We start from the raw sequence: 19,429 nt of genomic DNA, 5'->3' as shown, positions 1-19,429 counted from the left end.
TTGGAATGGCGGTCAGGCTGCCAGGCACAATTGCTGGCAACCGGTCCAATTATAGTGCGGCCCCGGTGGCTCAGGCCAGCGGCAAGGGCAGGCGGTTCGACGACTTGATTTCGCGCATGGACAGGCTGGACTGGATTTCCGCCACGCCCGGCAGGCGGCGCAGCACGGTCGAGACGAATTCGCCGTACGCTTCCAGGTCGCGCGCCACCACTTGCAGGAAATAATCGGCTTCGCCCGCCACATTGTGGCAGGACAAGATCTCGGGTATTGTCGCGATGGCTTGCTCGAACTGCGACGGCTGCTCGCCGCCATGGTTGGCAAACACCACGCGCACGAACGCCACCAGGCCGATGCCCAGCTTCTTGCGGTTGAGCAAAGCCTGGTAGCCGGTAATAAAACCCTCGTCTTCCAGGCGGCGCAGGCGGCGCCAGACGGGCGTTTCGCTCAGTTTCAAGCGCTCGGCCAGGCGCGCGTTGGACAGCCGTCCTTCATCCTGCAACAGGCGCAGAATCTGCAAATCGGTGGCGTCGAGGCTAACTTCTGAAATTTTCATCTAATTATTATCGCTGCGGGAGTGGAATCTACCCGAATACTAGGGCATGGCGGGCAGGAAAAGCAAGCACATTTCATCACAGCAAGAAGATAATGGAGTCCGGCGAGCAGGCGGCAAGCTGCCGTTGCTCCCGCCCTTACTTTTGCCTGTGACCAAGCTGCGCCATGTCCGATTCTACCTTCCTGATGTACCTGCTGGCACTGGCCGGCGCCTTTTTATTGCCGGGCCCCGACATGGCGCTGGTGCTGGCGACGGGCGCCGCGCGCGGCGTGGCCACGGCGCTGGTGACGGCGCTGGGCATCGCCGGCGCGCGCGCCGTGCATGTGGCACTGTCGGGCGCGGGCCTGGCGGCGCTGATGGTGACGCATCCGCAAGCCCTGCAATGGGTGAAATGGGCGGGCGCCGCCTACCTGCTGTACCTGGCGCTGCGCCTGCTGCAGTCGGCCCTGTCGAACAGCACGGCGCGGGAAGATGCCGCGCCCGCCACGGCGCACGGCGCCGGCGCCAGCCTCGTGCGCGGTTTCCTGACGAATCTGCTCAATCCGAAAGCCTTGCTGTTTTGCAGCATGTTCCTGCCGCAATTCGTCGCCGGCAGCGACGGCGTCGGCCTGCAATACCTGCGCCTGGGCGCCATCCTGGTGCTGGTGGGCCTGCTGTTCGACGCCCTGTACGCCGTGCTGGCCGCGCGCCTGGCGCGCCGCCTGCGCGGCAAGCCCTCGCCTTACGGCAAGTTCGTGCTGCCGACCGTCTTCGTGCTGCTGGCGGGACGGCTGGTGCTGGGCTGATCCTTCAGCGGCAGCGGCGCCCCGCCGTCAAAAAAAGCGGGGTAATCCCGCAGCAAGTCCCGCTCCAGGTCGTTAACCTTGCGAAATTGCCGCAAGCCGGGCGCCAGCGCCCGGCCCGCATCCCAGCTGCGCCAGGCGTTCGGCGCATCGAATTGCGCGTAAAGCGCGTCGCCCAGGTCCTGGTACGCGGCTGCCATCTGCGGCCTGGCCTGCAGTACTTGCAGATACAAGGCCATCGCTGCCTGCCGTTGCCCCAGCCTGGCGCGCAGAGTTCCCTCGAACAAGGCCAGCACGGGCTGGGCCAGTCCATATTGCTGGCGCAAACCCTGCACGGTGGCCAGCGCGGCCTGCATGCCTTCCTTGTCCTTGGCCAGCAGTGCCCGCGTCAAGTCATGGATGGGCTGGCACGCCTGCATGGCCAGCTGCTGCTGCGGCGTGAGCTTTTCCACCAGCGCCCCCGTGGAAAAATGGTCTTCCAGCATGGTCAAGAAAGCCTTGAAGGGCTGGTCTGCGGCAAACAGCTTTTCCGCTTCGGCCCGCAGCGCCGGATGCGCCCCGGGTTCCAGCGGCGGCAGCAGCGCCGCCTGCGCCAGTACGCGTTCGAGTACGGGCGCATCGGCCGCCAGCGGGCGGGGCCGGTACGCGGACAAGGCATAGGTGGCCGGTGCGCCCGCCGTCATGGCGCTGATGCGGAAATGGCGCGCGACTTTGCCGGCAATCTGCTGATGATGCAAGGTGAATGCGGCGGGTATGCGCTTGCCGTCGGCCAGCATCTTCAGCACTGCCGGGTGGCCGCCCCAGGTGTAGCGCAACCACTGGGCAAACGCGTCTGCCTCGTCGCCGCTGACGGGGCTTCCAGCAATCTCCAGGCGCAGCAGGGGCTGCCCGTCGAGCGACCACAGTACGGCGCCGTCGAGCACTTGTGGCAGCAAGGGTCCACGCCGCTTGTTGTCCAGCACCGACAAAGCTTGCTCCTCATACACGGGCGGCGTTGCGTGCTGCTCAAGGCCGCTCACCTTCAACATGCCGGCGATCCCTTGCCGGTGGCCCAGCTCAGCGGCGCGCGAACCCGCCACGTCGAACAGCGAATACGTGTCGTAGGTGGACGCCGCCGTATCGATCATGTAGCGGCGGCGCGTGGCAAAATCGAGCACGGACAAGGTGTGGCCGTCGCGGACGCTAATGAAATGTTCGCCCAGCACCACATCGCTGTCCTGCGTTTCGCGCGCGGGCAGGCTGGTTTTCACGCCGGGCTTGTTGACGCGCTCGGTAGTCACCGTGACGTGGAACGCGACGCTGGCCTGGGCCGCGCTGGCGCCCAGGAAAAGGAAGGCAAGCACGCTGGCGCGGCGCAAGGCGGGAACAAGGGTCATGGCGGATGATTCAGTAAAGAAATAATGATTCTAAGGCAAATCCGGCGATCTCCTTGTTTTGCTGGCAAGCATAAAAAAAGACAGCCGCAGCTGTCTTTTTGCTTTACCGCAATACCGCTTACGACATGTGCTGGCCGCCGTTGATCGAGATGTTGGCGCCCGTGACGAACGCTGCCTCGTCGGAAGCCAGGTAGGCCACCAGGCCGGCCACTTCTTCCGGCTTGCCCAGGCGCGCCATCGGAATTTGCGGGATGATTTTGCTGTCGAGCACTTCCTGCGGAATCGCCATGACCATCTTGGTGCCGATGTAGCCGGGCGAGATGGTGTTGACGGTGACGTTCTTGCGCGCCACTTCCAGCGCCAGCGACTTGGTGAAGCCGTGCATGCCCGCTTTCGCGGCCGAATAGTTGGTCTGGCCGAACGCGCCCTTCTGGCCGTTCACGGACGAGATATTGATGATGCGGCCCCAGCCGCGCTCCACCATGCCGTCGCAGACGGGCTTGGTCATGTTGAAGACGGAATCGAGGTTGGTGCTCATCACGGCGTCCCAGTTGGTCTTGTCCATCTTCTTGAACGTCATGTCGCGCGTGATGCCGGCGTTATTCACCAGCACGTCGACGGGACCGATATCCTTTTCCACGGCCGCCACGCAGGCGGCGGCCGAATCGTAGTCGGCCACGTCGCAAGGATAGGCCTTGAAGTCATAGCCCATGTCCTTGGTCGTCGCCAGCCAGTCAGCGACCTTCGGATTGCCCGGGGAATAGGTCGTCACCACGCGATAGCCAAGCGCCGCCAGCTTGAAACACACCGCTTCGCCCAGACCGCCCATGCCACCAGTTACCAATGCAACTCTTGCCATTTTCATCCCCTCAGTGTCGTATTATTGCTAAAAAGTTAATTATTTAGATAAAACAATCCAAAAACGCCGCATGACGGCGGCGTACCGCATCGAACCAGGCCGCCGCGCGGTACGCGCAACAGCCTGGGTTCGTGCTAGCGCTTAATCCCGCTCGATCGCTAAAGCGACGCCCATGCCGCCGCCGATGCACAATGCGGCCAGGCCTTTCTTGGCGTCGCGGCGTATCATTTCGTGGATCAGGGTGACCAGGATGCGCGCGCCCGAGGCGCCGATCGGGTGGCCGATGGCAATCGCGCCGCCGTTCACGTTGATCTTGCTGGTATCCCAGCCCATTTCCTTGTTGACGGCGATCGCCTGCGCCGCAAACGCTTCATTGATCTCCATCAAGTCCAGTTCTTCATGCGTCCAGCCGGCCTTCTTCAGGCACAGACGCGAGGCCGAAACGGGGCCCATGCCCATGACGGCAGGGTCCAGGCCCGACGAGGCGTAGGCCTTGATGCGCGCCAGCGGCTTCAAGCCCAGTTCCTTCGCTTGCGAGGCGGACATCATGATGACGGCGGCGGCGCCGTCGTTCAGGCCCGAGGCATTGCCGGCCGTGACGGTGCCGTCCTTGGCGAACGCGGGACGCAGGCCGGCCAGCGATTCCAGGGTCGAACCGGGCTTGATATATTCGTCGCTGTCGAAGACGACCGTGCCTTTTTTGTTGGCGATTTCCAGCGGCAGGATTTCATCCTTGAACTTGCCCGCTTTTTGCGCCGCTTCCGCCTTCAGCTGCGACTGCAGCGCGAATTCATCCTGCTCGGCGCGCGTCACTTCGTATTTCTTGGCGACGTTTTCCGCCGTGATGCCCATGTGGTACTGGTTGTACACGTCCCACAGGCCGTCGACGATCATGGTGTCGATCATCTTGAAGTCGCCCATGCGGAAGCCGTCGCGCGAACCGTTCATCGCGTGCGGCGAAGCGCTCATGTTTTCCTGGCCGCCGGCGATGATGATGTTGGCGTCGCCGCACTTGATCGCCTGCGCCGCCAGGTGCGTGGCCTTCAGGCCGCTGCCGCACACCTTGTTGATGGTGAAGGCGGGTATGCTGCTCGGCAAGCCGGCCTTGATGACGGCCTGGCGCGCGGCGTTCTGGCCGACGGCGGCCGTCAGCACCTGGCCCAGGATGGCTTCGCCGATCAGGTTGGGGTCGATGCCGGTTTGTGCCAGCAAGCCCTTGATTACGTGCGCGCCCAGTTCGGACGCAGGAATCTTGGCCAGACTGCCACCGAATTTGCCGACTGCGGTACGGCCGGCGGCCACGATTACGACATCATCCATTTATTTCTCCGATATGCAGGCCACGAGGGCCAAGGTCAAGGTACGAATAGAATCCAGTGAATCCGGGAAGACGGGCTGTGTTTCATTCTAGCGCGGCATGCGCCGCAGTTCCAGCGCCACACCGCAGGCGGCGGCGTCAGCCTGCTTGCGGTGGCGGCGGGCGGCCTGGCGCGGCGGATAGCCGCTGCCGGGCTGCAATACGCTTACGCCCGGCGTGCAGGGCGCGTGTTTTTATTTTTATCATACCCTTCATCGGCGCCGCCGAAAGTGGTTTTTAGAAAATTATTGAAGGGAATAATCAGGGGTACGGGTGTTTGCTTTACCACCTGCAACAGCTCGCCAAATTTTTGACGCGATGCAGCAAACTCACCCTTTGTCACCGTATCGAATTTCTCCTGGGTTTCCTGAGCAACATCCTTTGCCTGGCGGCCATATGCACCGATGCGTTCGATGGCCAGCTGCGACTGCGCGCGCGACAGTTGCAGCAGCGCTTGCGGGTCCTTCACGGACAACAGCTGATTGCCCGCTACCGTAGCGGCAGCCAGCGCCGTGCGCGCCGCATCGATCTGCAAGTCCAGTACGCTGGCACCGCTGTCGACGGCGGCCCGGGCATACGCTTGCGCCGCGATCAATTGTGCTTCCGCCACGGCCTTGCCGGCCAGTGCCCATTGCTCGGAAAATGAAAACATGTCGTCCCTCCCCAAAGAGTAGGCGGCGCCATGTTGCGCCGCACAGTGCTCAACTGTAAGCGGTGGTTCATTGCTGAACCTTGATATTTATCAAGCTTTGCTGTTGGTTTGTTTCCAACTCAACGTTGATCAGGACAACAACTTGATACCGTCCAGCGTAGCAGCGCACTGTTCCCGTATCACGCTGACGAAGTCGCGCACATAAGCCTTGTCCTGCAACGGCTCGGGCACGGACACGTACAGGTCGCTCCACAGGCCGTGCTCGCCGACGGGGCGCGCCACCACATAATCGTAGTCGACGTAATTCTTGATGGCCCAGTTCGGCAAGGCGGCGATGCCGCGCCGGCTCGCCACCAGCTGCAGCACGGCCACCGTCAGTTCGGCCGTGCGCCGTTCAAAGGCGATGCCGGCCGGCTTCAGCACTTCGCGGATCAAATCGATGCGCTCTTCCGGCACCGGATAGGTAATCAAAGTCTCGCCCGTAAAGTCGGCCGCCACAAGCCGGCGCTGCGCCTGCAGCCGGTGTTTTTGCGCCATCACCACCAGCATTTCAAAGCGGAACAGGGGAAACACGGTGAAATCGGGACCGTACGGCGAGCCGATGACGAGATCGGCCTCGCCCGAACGCAGCAAGTCCGCCGGTTCGCTGTGAAAGCCCGACACCAGGTCGATTTCCACTTCCGGCCAGCGCTGGCGGAACGCATCCATCACGGGCATGAGCCAGTCGAAACACGTATGGCATTCAAGCGCCACGCGCAGCTGCCCCTTGTCGCCCTGCGACAAACGCGCCACGTCGCGCTCGGCCAGCTCGATCTCGGGCAGCAGCTTGTCGGCCAGCTCCAGCAGGCGGCTGCCGGTGGCCGTAAACGCGATCGGCATCGACTTGCGCTCGAACAGGGGCGCGTTATAGCGCTCTTCGAGCAAACGGATCTGGTGCGACAGCGCCGACTGGGTCAGATTGAGCAGTTGCGCGGCGCGCACCAGGCTGCCGGACGAACGCAGGGCACTCAGGGTGCGCAGGTGGCGGATTTCTAGCATCGGGGAAACAGGCTCTGTGCGTGAATTATTTTCATGTTATTCGGCAAAATGTTTCGTTTTGATTATAGACCAAGTTGCCGCACACTCTAGCGCATTCACATTAAATCTCGATGACATCATGACCATTCGCACCCACATCCTTGGCTTTCCCCGTATCGGCGCCGCGCGTGAACTGAAATCGGCACTGGAAAGCCACTGGCGCGGGGACGTCTCCGAGGCAGCCCTGGAAGCGGTCGGCCAGCAATTGCGCGCGCGCCACTGGGCGCAGCAAAGGGACGCCGGCCTGGCCTGCGTCACCGTGGGCGACTTCGCCTTCTACGACCAGGTGGCCAGCCATATCCAGCTGCTCGGCTGCGAACCGGCCCGTTTCGGCTTCGACGCGGCGCAATCGCCGCTGTCGCGCTATTTCACGATGGCGCGCGGAGCCGGCAGCGACGCGGACCACGCCGGCTGCTGCCACGGCCGCCATGCACACGACGCCAGCGGCCACGCGCTGGAAATGAGCAAGTGGTTTGACACGAATTACCATTACCTGGTGCCGGAATTTTCACCGCTGACGCGGTTTTCGCTGGCCTGCGAACGCCTGTTCGACGAAGTGGCCGAGGCGCAGGCACTGGGCCACGAGGTCAAGGCGGCCCTGATCGGCCCCCTCACCTTCCTGTGGCTGGGCAAGGAAAAGACCGCAGGCGGGTCGGAATTCCACCGCCTGGCCCTGCTGGAACAGTTGCTGCCCGTCTACGGCGCCCTGCTCGACCGCCTCAAGCGGCAGGGCGTGGCCTGGGTCCAGCTCGACGAACCCATCCTCGGCCTGGACTTGCCCAACGCGTGGCGCAGCGCCTTTGAAAGCACGTACTGGCAGCTGAACCAGGTGGGTATCAATATCCTGCTGGCCACGTATTTTTCACCGCTGGAAGAAAACCTCAGCCTGACCTGCCGCCTGCCCGTGGCCGGCCTGCACGTGGACGGCATCCGCGCGCCGCATGAACTGATCAGCGTCACGGACTGGCTGCCCGCGCATAAAGTCTTGTCGATCGGCATCGTCGATGGCCGCAATATCTGGCGCACCGACCTCGACGCGGCCCTGGCCGTGCTGCGGCCGCTGGCGGCCAGGCGCAATGGCCAGCTGTGGCTGGCGCCGTCGTGCTCGCTGCTGCATGTGCCGTTCAGCCTGGAGGCGGAAACGGACCTCGATGGCGACATCAAGAGCTGGCTGGCGTTCGCCACGGAAAAACTCGCGGAACTTGCGCTGCTGAAGGATGTGCTGGCCGGCCATCCCGACGACGCCGCGCTGGCCGCATTGGCCGTTTCCCGCCGGGCCATCGCCGGGCGCCGCGCCAGTCCCCGCGTCCACCGGGCGCCGGTCGCGCAGCGCCTGCAGGCGCTGTCGCCCACGGCCGACCGCCGCGATTCCGGCTTCCCGCTGCGCCAGGCCGTGCAGCACGCGCGTTTGCAGCTGCCCCACTTCCCCACGACGACCATCGGCTCCTTCCCGCAAACGCCGGCCATCCGCGCCGCCCGCGCCAGCCATCACCGGGGCGACTTGCCGGCGGCCGAGTACCAACGGCAGATGCGCGCGGAAATCGCCCATGCCGTGGAGCGCCAGGAAGCGCTGGGCCTGGACGTGCTCGTGCATGGCGAAGCGGAGCGCAACGACATGGTCGAATACTTCGGCGAACAGCTCGACGGCTGCGTGTCGACCCGCCACGGCTGGGTGCAATCGTACGGCTCGCGCTGCGTCAAGCCGCCCGTCATCTACGGCGACGTGCAGCGCCCGGCCGCCATGACCGTCGCATGGACCGTGCATGCGCAAAGCCTGACGCACAAACCCATGAAGGGCATGCTGACGGGCCCCGTCACCATCCTGCAATGGTCGTTCGTGCGCGACGACCAGCCGCGCGCCACGACGGCGCTGCAGATCGCCCTGGCCATCCGCGACGAAGTGCAAGACCTGGAAACGGCCGGCATCGGCATCATCCAGATCGACGAGCCGGCCATCCGCGAAGGCTTGCCGCTGCGCCGCGGCCAGTGGGATGCCTACCTGGCCTGGGCCACGCGCGCCTTCCGCATCGCCGCCAGCGTGGCGCAGGACGCGACGCAGATCCACACGCACATGTGCTACGCCGAGTTCAACGACATCCTGCCGCAGATCGCCGCCATGGATGCCGACGTCATCACGTTGGAGACGAGCCGCTCGGACATGCAGCTGCTGGCCGGCTTTGGCGCCTTCCAGTACCCGAACGAGATCGGCCCCGGCGTGTACGACATCCACTCGCCGCGCATCCCCGCGACCGCCGACATGGTGAAATTGCTGCAAAAGGCCAGTACGGTGATTCCCCCGGCCAATTTATGGGTGAATCCGGACTGCGGCTTGAAGACGCGGGGCTGGGCGGAAACGGAGGCTGCCTTGCGCAATATGGTGGAGGCGGCGCGCCAGATGCGCGCGGCTTGATCCAGGACAACGCCGTCAGGGCGCATGGGCGGCTGCGTTCGGGGCGGCGCAGCGGTTTTCCGGGGCGCCGCCCTTGTTTTTTGACAAGAAGTCGTTGTTGCCCTGCGGAATAGCACACTTCAGGCCCCTGACGCTGATTTTTTTGCAGTAGAATGCAAGAAATTTACTGCTCCCCAATGTTGCCGTACGGAACAGCTGGCCTGCCGCAGTTTCACTTTGATAAATGTTTATGTCCAAAAGCCCGTCGCAGAAGCCTATCGAAATCAAGATTTCCACCGTCGTCGCCGTCTCCGCCATTGTCCACAGCGCCGATACGCAGGCACTCGATGCCGCCTTGCGCGACATGACGGGAGGCGTGGCGGACTTTTTCGAGGACGACCTGGCCGTGCTGGACGTGGCTGACTTGCCGCCCGGCAGCACGCCAGTCGACTGGGCCGGCCTGGTGGCGCTGCTGAAAAAATACCGTTTGAATGCCGTGGCCGTGCGCAATGCGCCGGCCGAGATGCATGACGCCATCCTGGCGCAGGGCCTGAGCCTCGACAGCGGCAAGACGCGCGATGATGCGCCGCCCAAGGATGGCCCCAGGGATGCCGCGACGGCGGCCGCCCAGTCGGGCGCCGAAGCGCAAGTAATGGTGGTCGACACGCCCGTGCGGGCCGGCCAGCGCATTTATGCGCGCGGCTGCGACCTGATCATCACGGCCGTCGTCAACAATGGCGCCGAAATCATCGCCGACGGCAGCATCCACGTGTACTCCTCGCTGTATGGCCGCGCGCTGGCCGGCGCCTCGGGCAATCCCCAGGCGCGCATCTTCGCGCTGTCCATGGAACCGGAACTGGTGTCGATCGCCGGCGTGTACCGCACGTTTGAAGATGGTTTCCCTGCAGAAATGGCGCGCGGCCCCGCGCAAATTCGTTTGGCCGGCGACAGAATCGATATACACTCTGTCAATCCGGTCACTCCCGTGAACCGCTCTTAAGCTGCACAATTCAAGAGATATCTGAAAAGGATTATTTGTGGCAAGAATTATTGTTGTGACGTCCGGCAAGGGCGGTGTCGGCAAGACGACCTCTAGCGCCAGTTTTTCCACTGGCCTGGCCATGCGCGGCCACAAGACAGCCGTGCTCGACTTCGACGTGGGCCTGCGCAACCTCGACCTGATCATGGGTTGCGAGCGCCGCGTCGTCTATGACCTGATCAATGTGATCAATAAAGAGGCCACCCTGAACCAGGCCTTGATCAAGGACAAGCACTGCGACAACCTGTTCATCCTGCCCGCGTCGCAGACGCGCGACAAGGATGCGCTGTCGGAAGAAGGCGTGGAACGCGTGTTGAACGACCTGATCAACATGGGTTTCGAATTCATCATCTGCGATTCGCCGGCCGGCATCGAGCATGGCGCGCTGATGGCGCTGACGTTTGCCGACGAAGCCATCATCGTCACCAACCCGGAAGTGTCGTCGGTGCGCGATTCGGACCGCATCCTGGGCATCCTGCAAGCCAAGTCGCGCCGCGCGCAGACGGGCGGCGAGCCGGTCAAGGAGCATTTGCTGATTACCCGCTACTCGCCGAAGCGCGTGGAATCGGATGAAATGCTGTCCTACCAGGACGTGCAGGAAATCCTGCGCATCCCGCTGGTGGGCATCATCCCCGAATCGGAACAGGTGCTGGCGGCCTCGAACCAGGGCAATCCGGCCATCCATTTCACGGGCACGGACGTGGCGCAAGCCTATGAAGACGTGGTCTCGCGTTTCCTCGGCGAAGATGTCGAGTTGCGCTTTACCAACTATGAAAAGCCTGGATTACTCCAGCGCATTTTTGGGGCGAAGTGATATGGCCTTGCTTTCTTTCCTGTTCCCCCCCAAGCCGAAGACGGCCACCGCGGCCAAGGAACGCCTGCAGATCATCATCGCCCGCGAACGCAGCGGACGCGATGGTCCGGACTTCCTGCCCGCCCTGCACAAGGAATTGATCGCCGTCATTTCCAAGTACACCAAGGTCAATGCCGACGACATCAAGATTTCGCTGGACCGCCAGGGCAACCTGGAGGTGCTCGACGTCAACGTGGTGCTGCCGGACGCGTAAGACCTACTCCGGCCTGACCGTGAGCAATTCCTGCGCCACCGCGGCGCAGGCATTCACGTGCTGGTTGCCGATCTGGCGGAACACGGCGTAGCCGATGGCCGCCGCCACCGCCTGGCCGGCGAACGGCACGAAGCGTGCCACCTGCTTGGTGGCAATCTTGACGCCACTGCGCTTGAGCAGCTGGAGTATCAGTTCGCGCGACACCAGCTTCCCTACCAGCATGCCCCCCATGCCCACCGCCGCGCGGTAGGCCATCAGCTTGAACTGCGGGTTGAGGCGCTCGATCTGCTCGGGCGTGAGGCCGAATTCGTGGTTGATATCATTGATCAGCATGGAAAACAGGCCCACGTCCGACATCAGGTCGATGCCGGGAATGGGGATGGCCGAGGCGCCGGCCGACATCACGGCGCGCCGCTGCACCAGGCGCCGGCAACGCTCGCGCACCTGCTCGATTTCCGCACTACTGGCCGGTATCAGGGTCCAATCCGTGGTGCTCTGGTCTGCCATGCCCGTTTCTCCGCTGGTGGGGGTAGATGAACAAGTGTAACGTAAAGAATGCGGCCGCCGATTTCACTGGACACAGTTGCAATCTCTGTTATATTTCACTTGAGCATTCCTTAACATTACGATAAGCAGAGCGGACCGTCTGTTTGTTGCTACACACTCCAGCCAATTATGCGAATTGCCGTACTCGATAGCGATCACAGTCAGGCAGAACTGATCTGCCAGGTGCTCACCGCTGCCGGCCACGCTTGCCACGAGTTTCAGAGTGGCAAGGAAATGCTGGGCCAGTTGCGCAAGGACAGTTGCGACATGCTCATCCTCGACTGGCATGTCAGCGACCTGGACGGCGCCGAAGTGCTGCGCCGCGCGCGGGAAAAACTGGCGCCCAAGGCGCCTGTGTTGTTTATGACCAACAGCTCCGGCGAAGACGACGTGGTGGCGGGCATGACGGCCGGCGCCGACGACTACATGATCAAGCCCTTGCGGCGCAGCGAACTGACCTTGCGCACCCAGGCGCTGCTGCGCGTGGCCTATCCGAGCCAGAATGGCGCCGAGCAATTGCAATTCGGACCATACACGTTTGAAATGCGTCCCGGCCGCCTGCTCAAGGATGGCGAGGCGCTCGACGTGACGCACAAGGAATTCGCCCTGGCCCTGCTGTTTTTCCGCAACCTGGGCCGCCCCCTGTCGCGCGCCTATATCCACGAAGCCGTATGGCAGCGCGATACGGCCCTGCCTTCGCGCACCATGGATACCCATGTTTCGCGCGTGCGCAACAAGCTGCAGCTGAAACCGGAACACGGCTACCGCCTGGTGCCCGTCTACAGTTATGGTTATCGCCTGGAAAAACTGGGGGGGTGACGCCAGGGCGCCAGGGCGAAAACAGGCGAACTGCTCAAAGAGAGGGCACAAGGCGCTATAATGTCGGCATAAGAATTCCCAATAGTCCTGAAATGCAACTGCTTGCCGTCGGCCTCAACCACACCACCGCCCCAGTGTCGCTCCGCGAACAGCTGGCGTTTGCGCCTGAGCATCTGGGCCAGGCGGTGATGGCGGCGCGCACCTGGTTCCAGCGCATCGACTTGCGCGACAACGACGAAGCGGCCATCCTCTCGACCTGCAACCGCACGGAATTGTATGCGGCCAGCCATGTGCCGAACCCGCTCGACGCGGGCGCGCATTTCCTGGCCGACTACCACCAGCTCAACTACAGCGAGCTGCGCCCCCACTTGTACATGCTGCCGCAGCACGATGCCGTGCGCCACACTTTCCGCGTCGCTTCCGGGCTCGATTCGATGGTGCTGGGCGAAACGCAGATCCTGGGGCAGATCAAGGACGCCATCCGCACGGCCGACGAGGCGGGCGGCCTGGGCACCTATCTGCACCAGTTGTTCCAGCGCAGCTTTTCCGTCGCCAAGGAAGTGCGCAGCAGCACGGAAATCGGCGCCCACAGCGTTTCCATGGCGGCCGCCGCCGTGCGACTGTCGCAGCGCATTTTCGACAAGATCGCCGAACAGAATGTGCTGTTCATCGGCGCCGGCGAAATGATCGAATTGTGCGCCACGCACTTTGCCGCACAAAATCCGAAAAGCATCACGATAGCCAACCGCACCATGGAACGCGGCGAAGAGCTGGCGCACCGCTACAGCGGCACGGCCATCCGCCTGGCGGACCTGCCGGAAAAGCTGCACCAGTTCGACATCGTCATCTCGTGCACGGCGTCGTCCCTGCCGCTGCTGGGCCTGGGCCTGGTCGAGCGCGCCATCAAGGCGCGCCGCCACAAGCCCATGTTCATGGTCGACCTGGCCGTGCCGCGCGATATCGAGGCCGAAGTGGGCCGTTTGAACGACGTCTTCCTGTACACGGTCGACGACCTGGGCAAGGTCGTGCAGACGGGCCTGGAAAGCCGGCAGGCGGCCGTGGCGCAAGCCGAAGCCATCATCGAGACGCGCGTGCAATCGTTCATGAGCTGGGTCGACGACCGCGCCATGGTGCCCGTCATCCAGCATTTGCATGAAAACAGCGAAGCGCTGCGCCTGCTGGAAGTGGAACGGGCGCGCAAGATGCTGGCCAAGGGCGCCGACATCGACGCCGTGCTCGAAGCGCTGTCGAAAGGCTTGACGGCGAAGTTCCTGCACGGCCCGCAACAGGCGCTGCACCATGCGCAAGGCGACGAGCGCAAGCAGCTGGCCACCCTGCTGCCGAAACTGTTCCGCCCGCGCCGTTAGCGCAGCCCCGCTGGCCGCCCGCGCGGCCGCCCCCTGCCCGCCCGCCGGGCGCGCCGCCCCTTTATCTCCTCTTTTACCGCGAACCGCTATGAAACCATCCATGCTGGCCAAACTCGATCAACTGGCGAACCGCCTGGTCGAACTCGACGAACTGCTGATGCATCCCGACGCCACGTCGAACATGGACAGCTACCGCAAGATGACGCGCGAACACGCCGAACTGGGCCCGCTGGTGGCCCTGTACCGCTCCTACCAGGAAGCGGGCAACGATATTGCGACAGCGCAAGAGATGCTGGCCGATCCGGACATGAAGGAATTCGCCCAGGAAGAGATCGAGGCGGCGAAAGCCACCATGGCGCAGCTCGAGCGCGAGCTGCAGACCATGCTGCTGCCGAAGGACGTCAATGACGAGCGCAATATCTTCCTGGAAATTCGCGCCGGCACGGGCGGCGACGAGTCCGCCCTGTTCGCCGGCGACCTGTTGCGCATGTACACGCGCTTTGCCGAGCGCAACCGCTGGCAGGTGGAGCTGGTGTCGTCATCGGACTCCGACCTGGGCGGCTACCGCGAAGTGATCGTGCGCGTGGTCGGCAATGGCGCGTATTCCAAGCTGAAGTTCGAGTCGGGCGGCCACCGCGTGCAGCGCGTGCCGGCCACGGAAACGCAGGGCCGCATCCACACGTCCGCCTGCACGGTGGCCGTGATGCCGGAAGCCGATGAAGTCGAAGACGTCAACATCAACCCGGCCGACCTGCGCATCGACACCTACCGCGCCTCGGGCGCCGGCGGACAGCACATCAACAAGACGGATTCGGCCGTGCGTATCACCCACTTGCCCACCGGCATCGTCGTCGAATGCCAGGATGACCGCAGCCAGCACAAGAACAAGGCGCAGGCGATGAAAGTGCTGGCCGCGCGCATCAAGGACGTGCAGCTGCGCGAACAGCAGTCGAAGGAAGCGGCCACCCGCAAGAGCCTGATCGGCTCCGGCGACCGCAGCGAGCGCATCCGCACCTATAACTTCCCGCAGGGCCGCCTGACGGACCACCGCATCAACCTGACCTTGTACAAGCTGGACTTCATCATGGATGGCGATTTGACGGAGCTGACGAATGCGCTGGCGGCAGAGCATCAAGCGGAGCTGCTGGCTGCGCTGGGCGATTAAAAAGCGTCCATGGCGGCGTTGCATCGCCTGGCCGACCATGCGTACTGCCTGCGGCGCTGCGCCTTGCCCTGAACCCTTTTTAAAGCGCCCGGCCAGATCAAGGGCTTAAGTAGCGGCTAAGCAACAAAAATCGGCCCTTGTGCGAAAATGACCAGCCCGATTCCATCCACCTCACCGTGTCGCCCATGAAAAATTCACGCACCGTCCTCCTGTTGATCGCCGCCCTGTGTTTCCTGATGCTGGGCGTGGCCATGTATTTGCAGCACGCCATGAACATGGCGCCCTGCCCGCTGTGCGTGATCCAGCGCTACCTGTTCCTCGCCATCGGCATCGCCTGCCTGGCCGGCGCCGCCGCCAACCGCCCGAAAATCGGCGCCGGCATCGGCTTGCTGGCGGCCCTGGGCGGCCTGGGCGTGGGCGCCAAGCATCTGTACGTGCTGGCCCATCCCGGCTTCTCGTGCGGCATCGACCCGGTGGAAACGGCGCTGAACAAGATTTTCACGGCCGAGCTCATGCCGTTCATGTTTGAATCGTATGGCGCCTGCGAAAACGCCGGCGAGCCGTTTTTCGGCCTGTCGATCCCGCAATGGGCGTTCATCTGGTTTGCCATCTTCGCCATCGGCCTGCTGTGGACCTTGCTGCGCCGCAAACAATAAACTTACCTATGCCAGAAACACTGATCCCCGCCGGCAGCACTGTCGGCGCCCTGCAAATCCGTCCGCTGCTCGATCCGCTCGACAACCGCATCCTGCTGGGCCACGCGCTGGGCCTGTCGCGCGTCTCGCTGATCACGCAATCGCAGCGAGTACTCACTTCAGAAGAGACCGAACGCCTGTCAGGCCTGCTGGCGCGCCGCCTGCAGGGCGAGCCGATCGCCTACATCGTCGGCCGGCGCGAATTCTTCGGCCTGCCGTTCGAAGTGAACGAGGCCGTGCTGATTCCCCGTCCCGACACGGAAGTGCTGGTGGAGCTGGCGCTCGAGCGCCTGCCGCCCGGCGGACGGGTGCTCGACATGGGCACGGGCAGCGGCGCCATCGCCGTCGCGCTGGCGTACACGCGGCCCGACGCCGTCGTCACGGCCCTCGATGTCAGCAGCGCGGCGCTGGCCGTGGCGCGCCGCAACGCCAGCGCCAACGGCGTCAACATCACCTTCATGGCCAGCGACTGGTTCGAAGCGCTGGGCACGGAAAAATTCGACCTGATCGTCTCCAATCCCCCCTACATCGCCAGCGGCGACCGCCACCTGGCCGAAGGCGACCTGCGCTTCGAGCCGGCCGGCGCCCTGACCGACCATGCGGACGGCCTGTCGGCCCTGCGCACCATCGTTGCCGGCGCCGCGCGCCACCTGGCGGCCGGCGCCTGGCTGCTGATGGAGCACGGCTATGACCAGGCGCCGTCCGTGCGCGGCTTGCTGGCCGACGCCGGCTACAGCAAAGTGCAAAGCTGGCGCGACCTGGCCGGCATCGAGCGTGTCAGCGGCGCCCGCCTGGGCTGACGTTGCCGCCTGCGCAAAGCTTGACCCGGCCGCGCGCCAGATCCCCCGCAGTTTGTTAAACTATCAAGCGAATTCCTGACCGAAGCGCCGTCCCCTCTGCCCGGGACGGACGCTGGCGACGCGGCGTTTTTTGGGCCGGCGCCGACGCATTTGCCAAAATTCGGTTAATCTCAGCACAAATTATTTATCTGCTGCACAAGAAAGGAAGCTCAAATTGCCCAACCTGTTGACTCGCCGCCTGGCATTGCTGACTGAAGATGCCAACCGCGCGCTGCTGGGCGGCTTGCGCGGCATCGAGCGTGAAACCCTGCGCGTCGACCACGCCGGCCATCTGGCTTCCACGCCCCACCCCGCCGCCCTGGGCTCGGCGCTGACGCACCCTGAAATCACCACCGACTACGCCGAAGCGCTGCTCGAATTCATCACCCCGGCCGAAGCCGATATCGCCGTCACGCTCGACAAGCTCGATACCGTGCACCGCCACGCCTACAGCCGCCTCGGCGACGAGTTGCTGTGGAGCCAGTCGATGCCCTGCCAGCTGCCGCCCGAAGCGGACATCGAGATCGCCAACTACGGCAGCTCGAACATGGGCATGCTCAAGCACGTCTACCGGCGCGGCCTGGCCTTGCGCTACGGCAAAGCCATGCAGTGCATCGCCGGCATCCACTACAACTATTCGCTCGACGAGCAGCTGTGGCAAGTACTGGCCAGCCATCCGGACACCAGCGCCAGCCCGGCGCAGGCGGCCGCCACGCCGAAAGACGTGCAGTCGGAAAGCTATCTGGCGACGATCCGCAATTTCCGCCGCTACAGCTGGCTGCTGATGTATCTGTTCGGCGCCTCGCCGGCACTTTCCAGCGGTTTCCTGCGCGGCCGCGCGCACAAGCTCGACACCTTGTCCGACGACACCCTGTTCCTGCCCTATGCCACCAGCCTGCGCATGAGCGACCTCGGCTACCAGAACGACGCCCAGTCCGGCCTGCGCCCGCACGAAAACAGCCTCGATGACTACGTCAACGCCCTCACGCACGCCGTCAACGACCCGTATCCGCCGTACGCGGCGCTGGGCACGAAAAAGGATGGCGAGTGGATACAGTTGTCCACCAACGTGCTGCAGATCGAAAATGAATACTATTCGACCATCCGCCCGAAACGCGTGATCCGCACGGGCGAGCGCCCCATCCAGGCCCTGTGCCTGCGCGGCGTGCAGTACATCGAAGTGCGCTGCATGGATGTGGACCCGTTCGAACCGGTGGGCATCAGCCTGGAAACGGGCCGCTTCCTCGACGCCTTCCTGCTGTTCTGCGCGCTCGACGACAGCGCGCCGATTTCTGCCGAGCAAAGCGCCTGCTACACGAACAATTTCGCCCGCACCGTCAAGGAAGGCCGCAAGCCGGGCTTGAGCCTGCGCCGCGACGGTCAGGAAATCACCCTGCAGGCGTGGGGCGAGGAACTGCTGGCGCGCATCGCGCCCGTGGCGGCCTTGCTCGACGCGCGCCAGGGCGGCACGCAGCATGCGGACAGCCTGGCGGCGCAGGCCCGTAAACTGGCCGACGCGGACGCGACGCCATCGGCAAAGGTCTTGGCCGAGCTGCGCGCCAACGGCGGCTCGTTTGCCGCCTTCGGCCTGCAGCAAAGCGAACGCCATGCGGCGTTTTTCCGCGCGCATCCGGCAACAAAGGAACAAAGCGCGTATTTCGACCAGCTGGCGGAAAGCTCGCTGGCCGAGCAGCGCGCCATGGAAGCGGCGCCCGCCGGCAGCTTCGACGACTTCGTCGCCGCCTACCGCGCCAGCACCCTGTGTTCGCACACCTGAGCCTGACCTTGCGCAAAGCGCCCCCATGCTGACCTTCTATAATGAATTGCACGGCCAGCACCGGGGCCGCTTCGAATGGTTTCGCGGCGCCATGGTGCCCTGCTTCGAGACGCCGGAACGGGCCGACATGGTGGTGGCCGAGCTGGGGCGGCGCAACCTGGGCCGCATCGTCACGCCGCACGGCGTGCCGCTGACCTCGCTCGAACGCATCCACACGCCCCGCTACCTGCATTTCCTGCGCCACGCCTGGCACGACTGGCTGGCGCTCGACCCGGACAATGCGGGCAAGGACGCCTTGCCATCCGTGTGGCCCGTGCGCACCCTGCGCAGCGATATCGAGCCGGAGAACTTCGCGGCCAGGCTGGGGCTGTACTCAATGGACAACGGCACGCCGCTGACGGCCGGCACCTGGACGGCGGCCAAGACGGGCGCCGACTGCGCCGTCAACGCAGCCCACGCGCTGCGCCTGGGCGAGCGGGCCACCTTCGCCCTGACGCGCCCGCCCGGCCACCACGCGGGCAGCGATTTCTTTGGCGGCTACTGTTTTCTGAACAACGCGGCCCTGGCCGCGCAGCACCTGCTCGACGACGGCGCCCGCAAGGTCGCCATCCTCGATATCGATTACCACCACGGCAACGGCACGCAAAGCATCTTTTACGGACGCGACGACGTGCTGTTCGCTTCCATCCACGCCGACCCGCGCAGCGAATATCCGTTTTACCTGGGCCATGCGGATGAAACGGGCAGCGGCGCGGGGCTCGGCTACAACGTCAATTTACCGCTGCCGGCCGGCAGTTCCACGGCCAGCTGGTTCGCCGCGCTGGAAACGGCCTGCCTGCGCATCAATATGTATGCGCCCGACGCGCTGGTGGTCTCGCTCGGCGTCGATACGTTCGCCGGCGACCCGCTGTCGCAGTTCGCCCTGCAAAGCGGCGACTACCTGCGCGTGGGCGAGCGCCTGGCGCATCTGAACCTGCCCACCGCCTTCATCCTCGAAGGCGGCTATGCGGTGAAGGAAATCGGCATCAATGTGGTGAACGTACTGGAAGGCTTCGAGACGGCAGACTAAG

Annotated in this window: 19 protein-coding genes; 12 read left to right on the top strand and 7 right to left on the bottom strand. The window is 64.0% G+C overall.

Translation table 11 applies throughout. The features are described from left to right. Window positions 1-70 precede the first annotated feature (70 nt). The gene (locus AC07VI_RS24090; protein WP_086144396.1) at window positions 71-553 is read right to left on the bottom strand and encodes an Lrp/AsnC family transcriptional regulator; all 483 of its coding nucleotides are present in this window, start codon (window positions 551-553) and stop codon (window positions 71-73) included. A gap of 164 nt (window positions 554-717) precedes the next feature. On the opposite strand from AC07VI_RS24090, the gene AC07VI_RS24085 reads away from it, so the two are divergent. Then, entirely contained in the window at window positions 718-1,338 is a 621-nt protein-coding gene (locus AC07VI_RS24085) for a LysE family translocator (protein WP_226936140.1), read from the top strand. On the opposite strand, the gene AC07VI_RS24080 is transcribed toward AC07VI_RS24085, so the two are convergent. The 5 genes from AC07VI_RS24080 to AC07VI_RS24060 all read right to left on the bottom strand — a co-directional run bounded on the left by AC07VI_RS24080 (window position 1,275) and on the right by AC07VI_RS24060 (window position 6,617). Beyond that, complete coding sequence (locus AC07VI_RS24080) at window positions 1,275-2,711, bottom strand: hypothetical protein (protein ID WP_492992105.1); 1,437 nt, start codon at window positions 2,709-2,711, stop codon at window positions 1,275-1,277. The two genes, AC07VI_RS24085 and AC07VI_RS24080, sit on opposite strands and share 64 nt — an antisense overlap. 118 nt (window positions 2,712-2,829) lie before the next feature. Further along, entirely contained in the window at window positions 2,830-3,570 is a 741-nt protein-coding gene (phbB, locus tag AC07VI_RS24075) for an acetoacetyl-CoA reductase (protein WP_086144442.1), read from the bottom strand. 141 nt (window positions 3,571-3,711) lie between these two features. Continuing rightward, a complete protein-coding gene (locus tag AC07VI_RS24070) occupies window positions 3,712-4,890 on the bottom strand; it encodes an acetyl-CoA C-acetyltransferase (RefSeq protein WP_034783723.1) in 1,179 nt (392 codons plus the stop codon). 203 nt (window positions 4,891-5,093) lie between these two features. After that, window positions 5,094-5,579: a phasin family protein gene (locus AC07VI_RS24065; RefSeq protein ID WP_086144394.1), complete on the bottom strand. Its 486-nt coding sequence runs from the start codon at window positions 5,577-5,579 to the stop codon at window positions 5,094-5,096. A gap of 129 nt (window positions 5,580-5,708) precedes the next feature. Beyond that, window positions 5,709-6,617, bottom strand: coding sequence for a LysR family transcriptional regulator (locus AC07VI_RS24060; protein ID WP_099374841.1), 909 nt, complete (start codon window positions 6,615-6,617; stop codon window positions 5,709-5,711). Window positions 6,618-6,735: 118 nt separating this feature from the next. Here AC07VI_RS24060 and metE point away from each other — a divergent pair, with 118 nt between their 5' ends. The 4 genes from metE to minE all read left to right on the top strand — a co-directional run bounded on the left by metE (window position 6,736) and on the right by minE (window position 11,151). Continuing rightward, complete coding sequence (metE, locus tag AC07VI_RS24055) at window positions 6,736-9,066, top strand: 5-methyltetrahydropteroyltriglutamate--homocysteine S-methyltransferase (RefSeq protein WP_086144392.1); 2,331 nt, start codon at window positions 6,736-6,738, stop codon at window positions 9,064-9,066. A 229-nt stretch (window positions 9,067-9,295) separates the two neighbouring features. Continuing rightward, window positions 9,296-10,045, top strand: coding sequence for a septum site-determining protein MinC (gene minC / locus AC07VI_RS24050; RefSeq protein ID WP_086144441.1), 750 nt, complete (start codon window positions 9,296-9,298; stop codon window positions 10,043-10,045). A gap of 37 nt (window positions 10,046-10,082) precedes the next feature. Beyond that, on the top strand, window positions 10,083-10,898 hold the full coding sequence (minD, locus tag AC07VI_RS24045; protein WP_034783730.1) for a septum site-determining protein MinD: 816 nt from the start codon (window positions 10,083-10,085) through the stop codon (window positions 10,896-10,898). Window position 10,899: 1 nt separating this feature from the next. Further along, window positions 10,900-11,151: a cell division topological specificity factor MinE gene (minE, locus tag AC07VI_RS24040; RefSeq protein WP_034752886.1), complete on the top strand. Its 252-nt coding sequence runs from the start codon at window positions 10,900-10,902 to the stop codon at window positions 11,149-11,151. A gap of 3 nt (window positions 11,152-11,154) precedes the next feature. On the opposite strand, the gene AC07VI_RS24035 is transcribed toward minE, so the two are convergent. Beyond that, a complete protein-coding gene (locus AC07VI_RS24035) occupies window positions 11,155-11,658 on the bottom strand; it encodes a hypothetical protein (protein WP_086144391.1) in 504 nt (167 codons plus the stop codon). Window positions 11,659-11,826: 168 nt separating this feature from the next. Between AC07VI_RS24035 and AC07VI_RS24030 the strand changes: the two genes are divergently transcribed. From AC07VI_RS24030 to AC07VI_RS24000, 7 genes are all read left to right on the top strand, one after another. Further along, complete coding sequence (locus tag AC07VI_RS24030; RefSeq protein ID WP_086144390.1) at window positions 11,827-12,516, top strand: response regulator transcription factor; 690 nt, start codon at window positions 11,827-11,829, stop codon at window positions 12,514-12,516. A 92-nt stretch (window positions 12,517-12,608) separates the two neighbouring features. Next, window positions 12,609-13,883, top strand: a complete 1,275-nt coding sequence (gene hemA / locus AC07VI_RS24025) for a glutamyl-tRNA reductase (protein WP_086144389.1) — start codon at window positions 12,609-12,611, stop codon at window positions 13,881-13,883. Window positions 13,884-13,971: 88 nt separating this feature from the next. Then, window positions 13,972-15,048 carry a peptide chain release factor 1 gene (prfA, locus tag AC07VI_RS24020; RefSeq protein ID WP_086144388.1) on the top strand — a complete coding sequence of 359 codons (1,077 nt, stop codon included), beginning with the start codon at window positions 13,972-13,974 and terminating at the stop codon, window positions 15,046-15,048. A 185-nt stretch (window positions 15,049-15,233) separates the two neighbouring features. Further along, window positions 15,234-15,704, top strand: coding sequence for a disulfide bond formation protein B (locus tag AC07VI_RS24015; RefSeq protein ID WP_086144440.1), 471 nt, complete (start codon window positions 15,234-15,236; stop codon window positions 15,702-15,704). An 8-nt stretch (window positions 15,705-15,712) separates the two neighbouring features. Further along, a complete protein-coding gene (prmC, locus tag AC07VI_RS24010; protein WP_086144387.1) occupies window positions 15,713-16,543 on the top strand; it encodes a peptide chain release factor N(5)-glutamine methyltransferase in 831 nt (276 codons plus the stop codon). 214 nt (window positions 16,544-16,757) lie between these two features. Then, the gene (gene gshA / locus AC07VI_RS24005) at window positions 16,758-18,359 is read left to right on the top strand and encodes a glutamate--cysteine ligase (RefSeq protein WP_086144386.1); all 1,602 of its coding nucleotides are present in this window, start codon (window positions 16,758-16,760) and stop codon (window positions 18,357-18,359) included. A gap of 25 nt (window positions 18,360-18,384) precedes the next feature. Next, the gene (locus AC07VI_RS24000; RefSeq protein ID WP_492992098.1) at window positions 18,385-19,428 is read left to right on the top strand and encodes a histone deacetylase family protein; all 1,044 of its coding nucleotides are present in this window, start codon (window positions 18,385-18,387) and stop codon (window positions 19,426-19,428) included. Window position 19,429: the final 1 nt, after the last annotated feature.

Source organism: Janthinobacterium sp. GW821-FHT03A03 (assembly GCF_059421435.1).
Note: the sequence above shows the minus strand (reverse complement) of the source record. Positions and strands in the feature narration are given on the sequence as shown.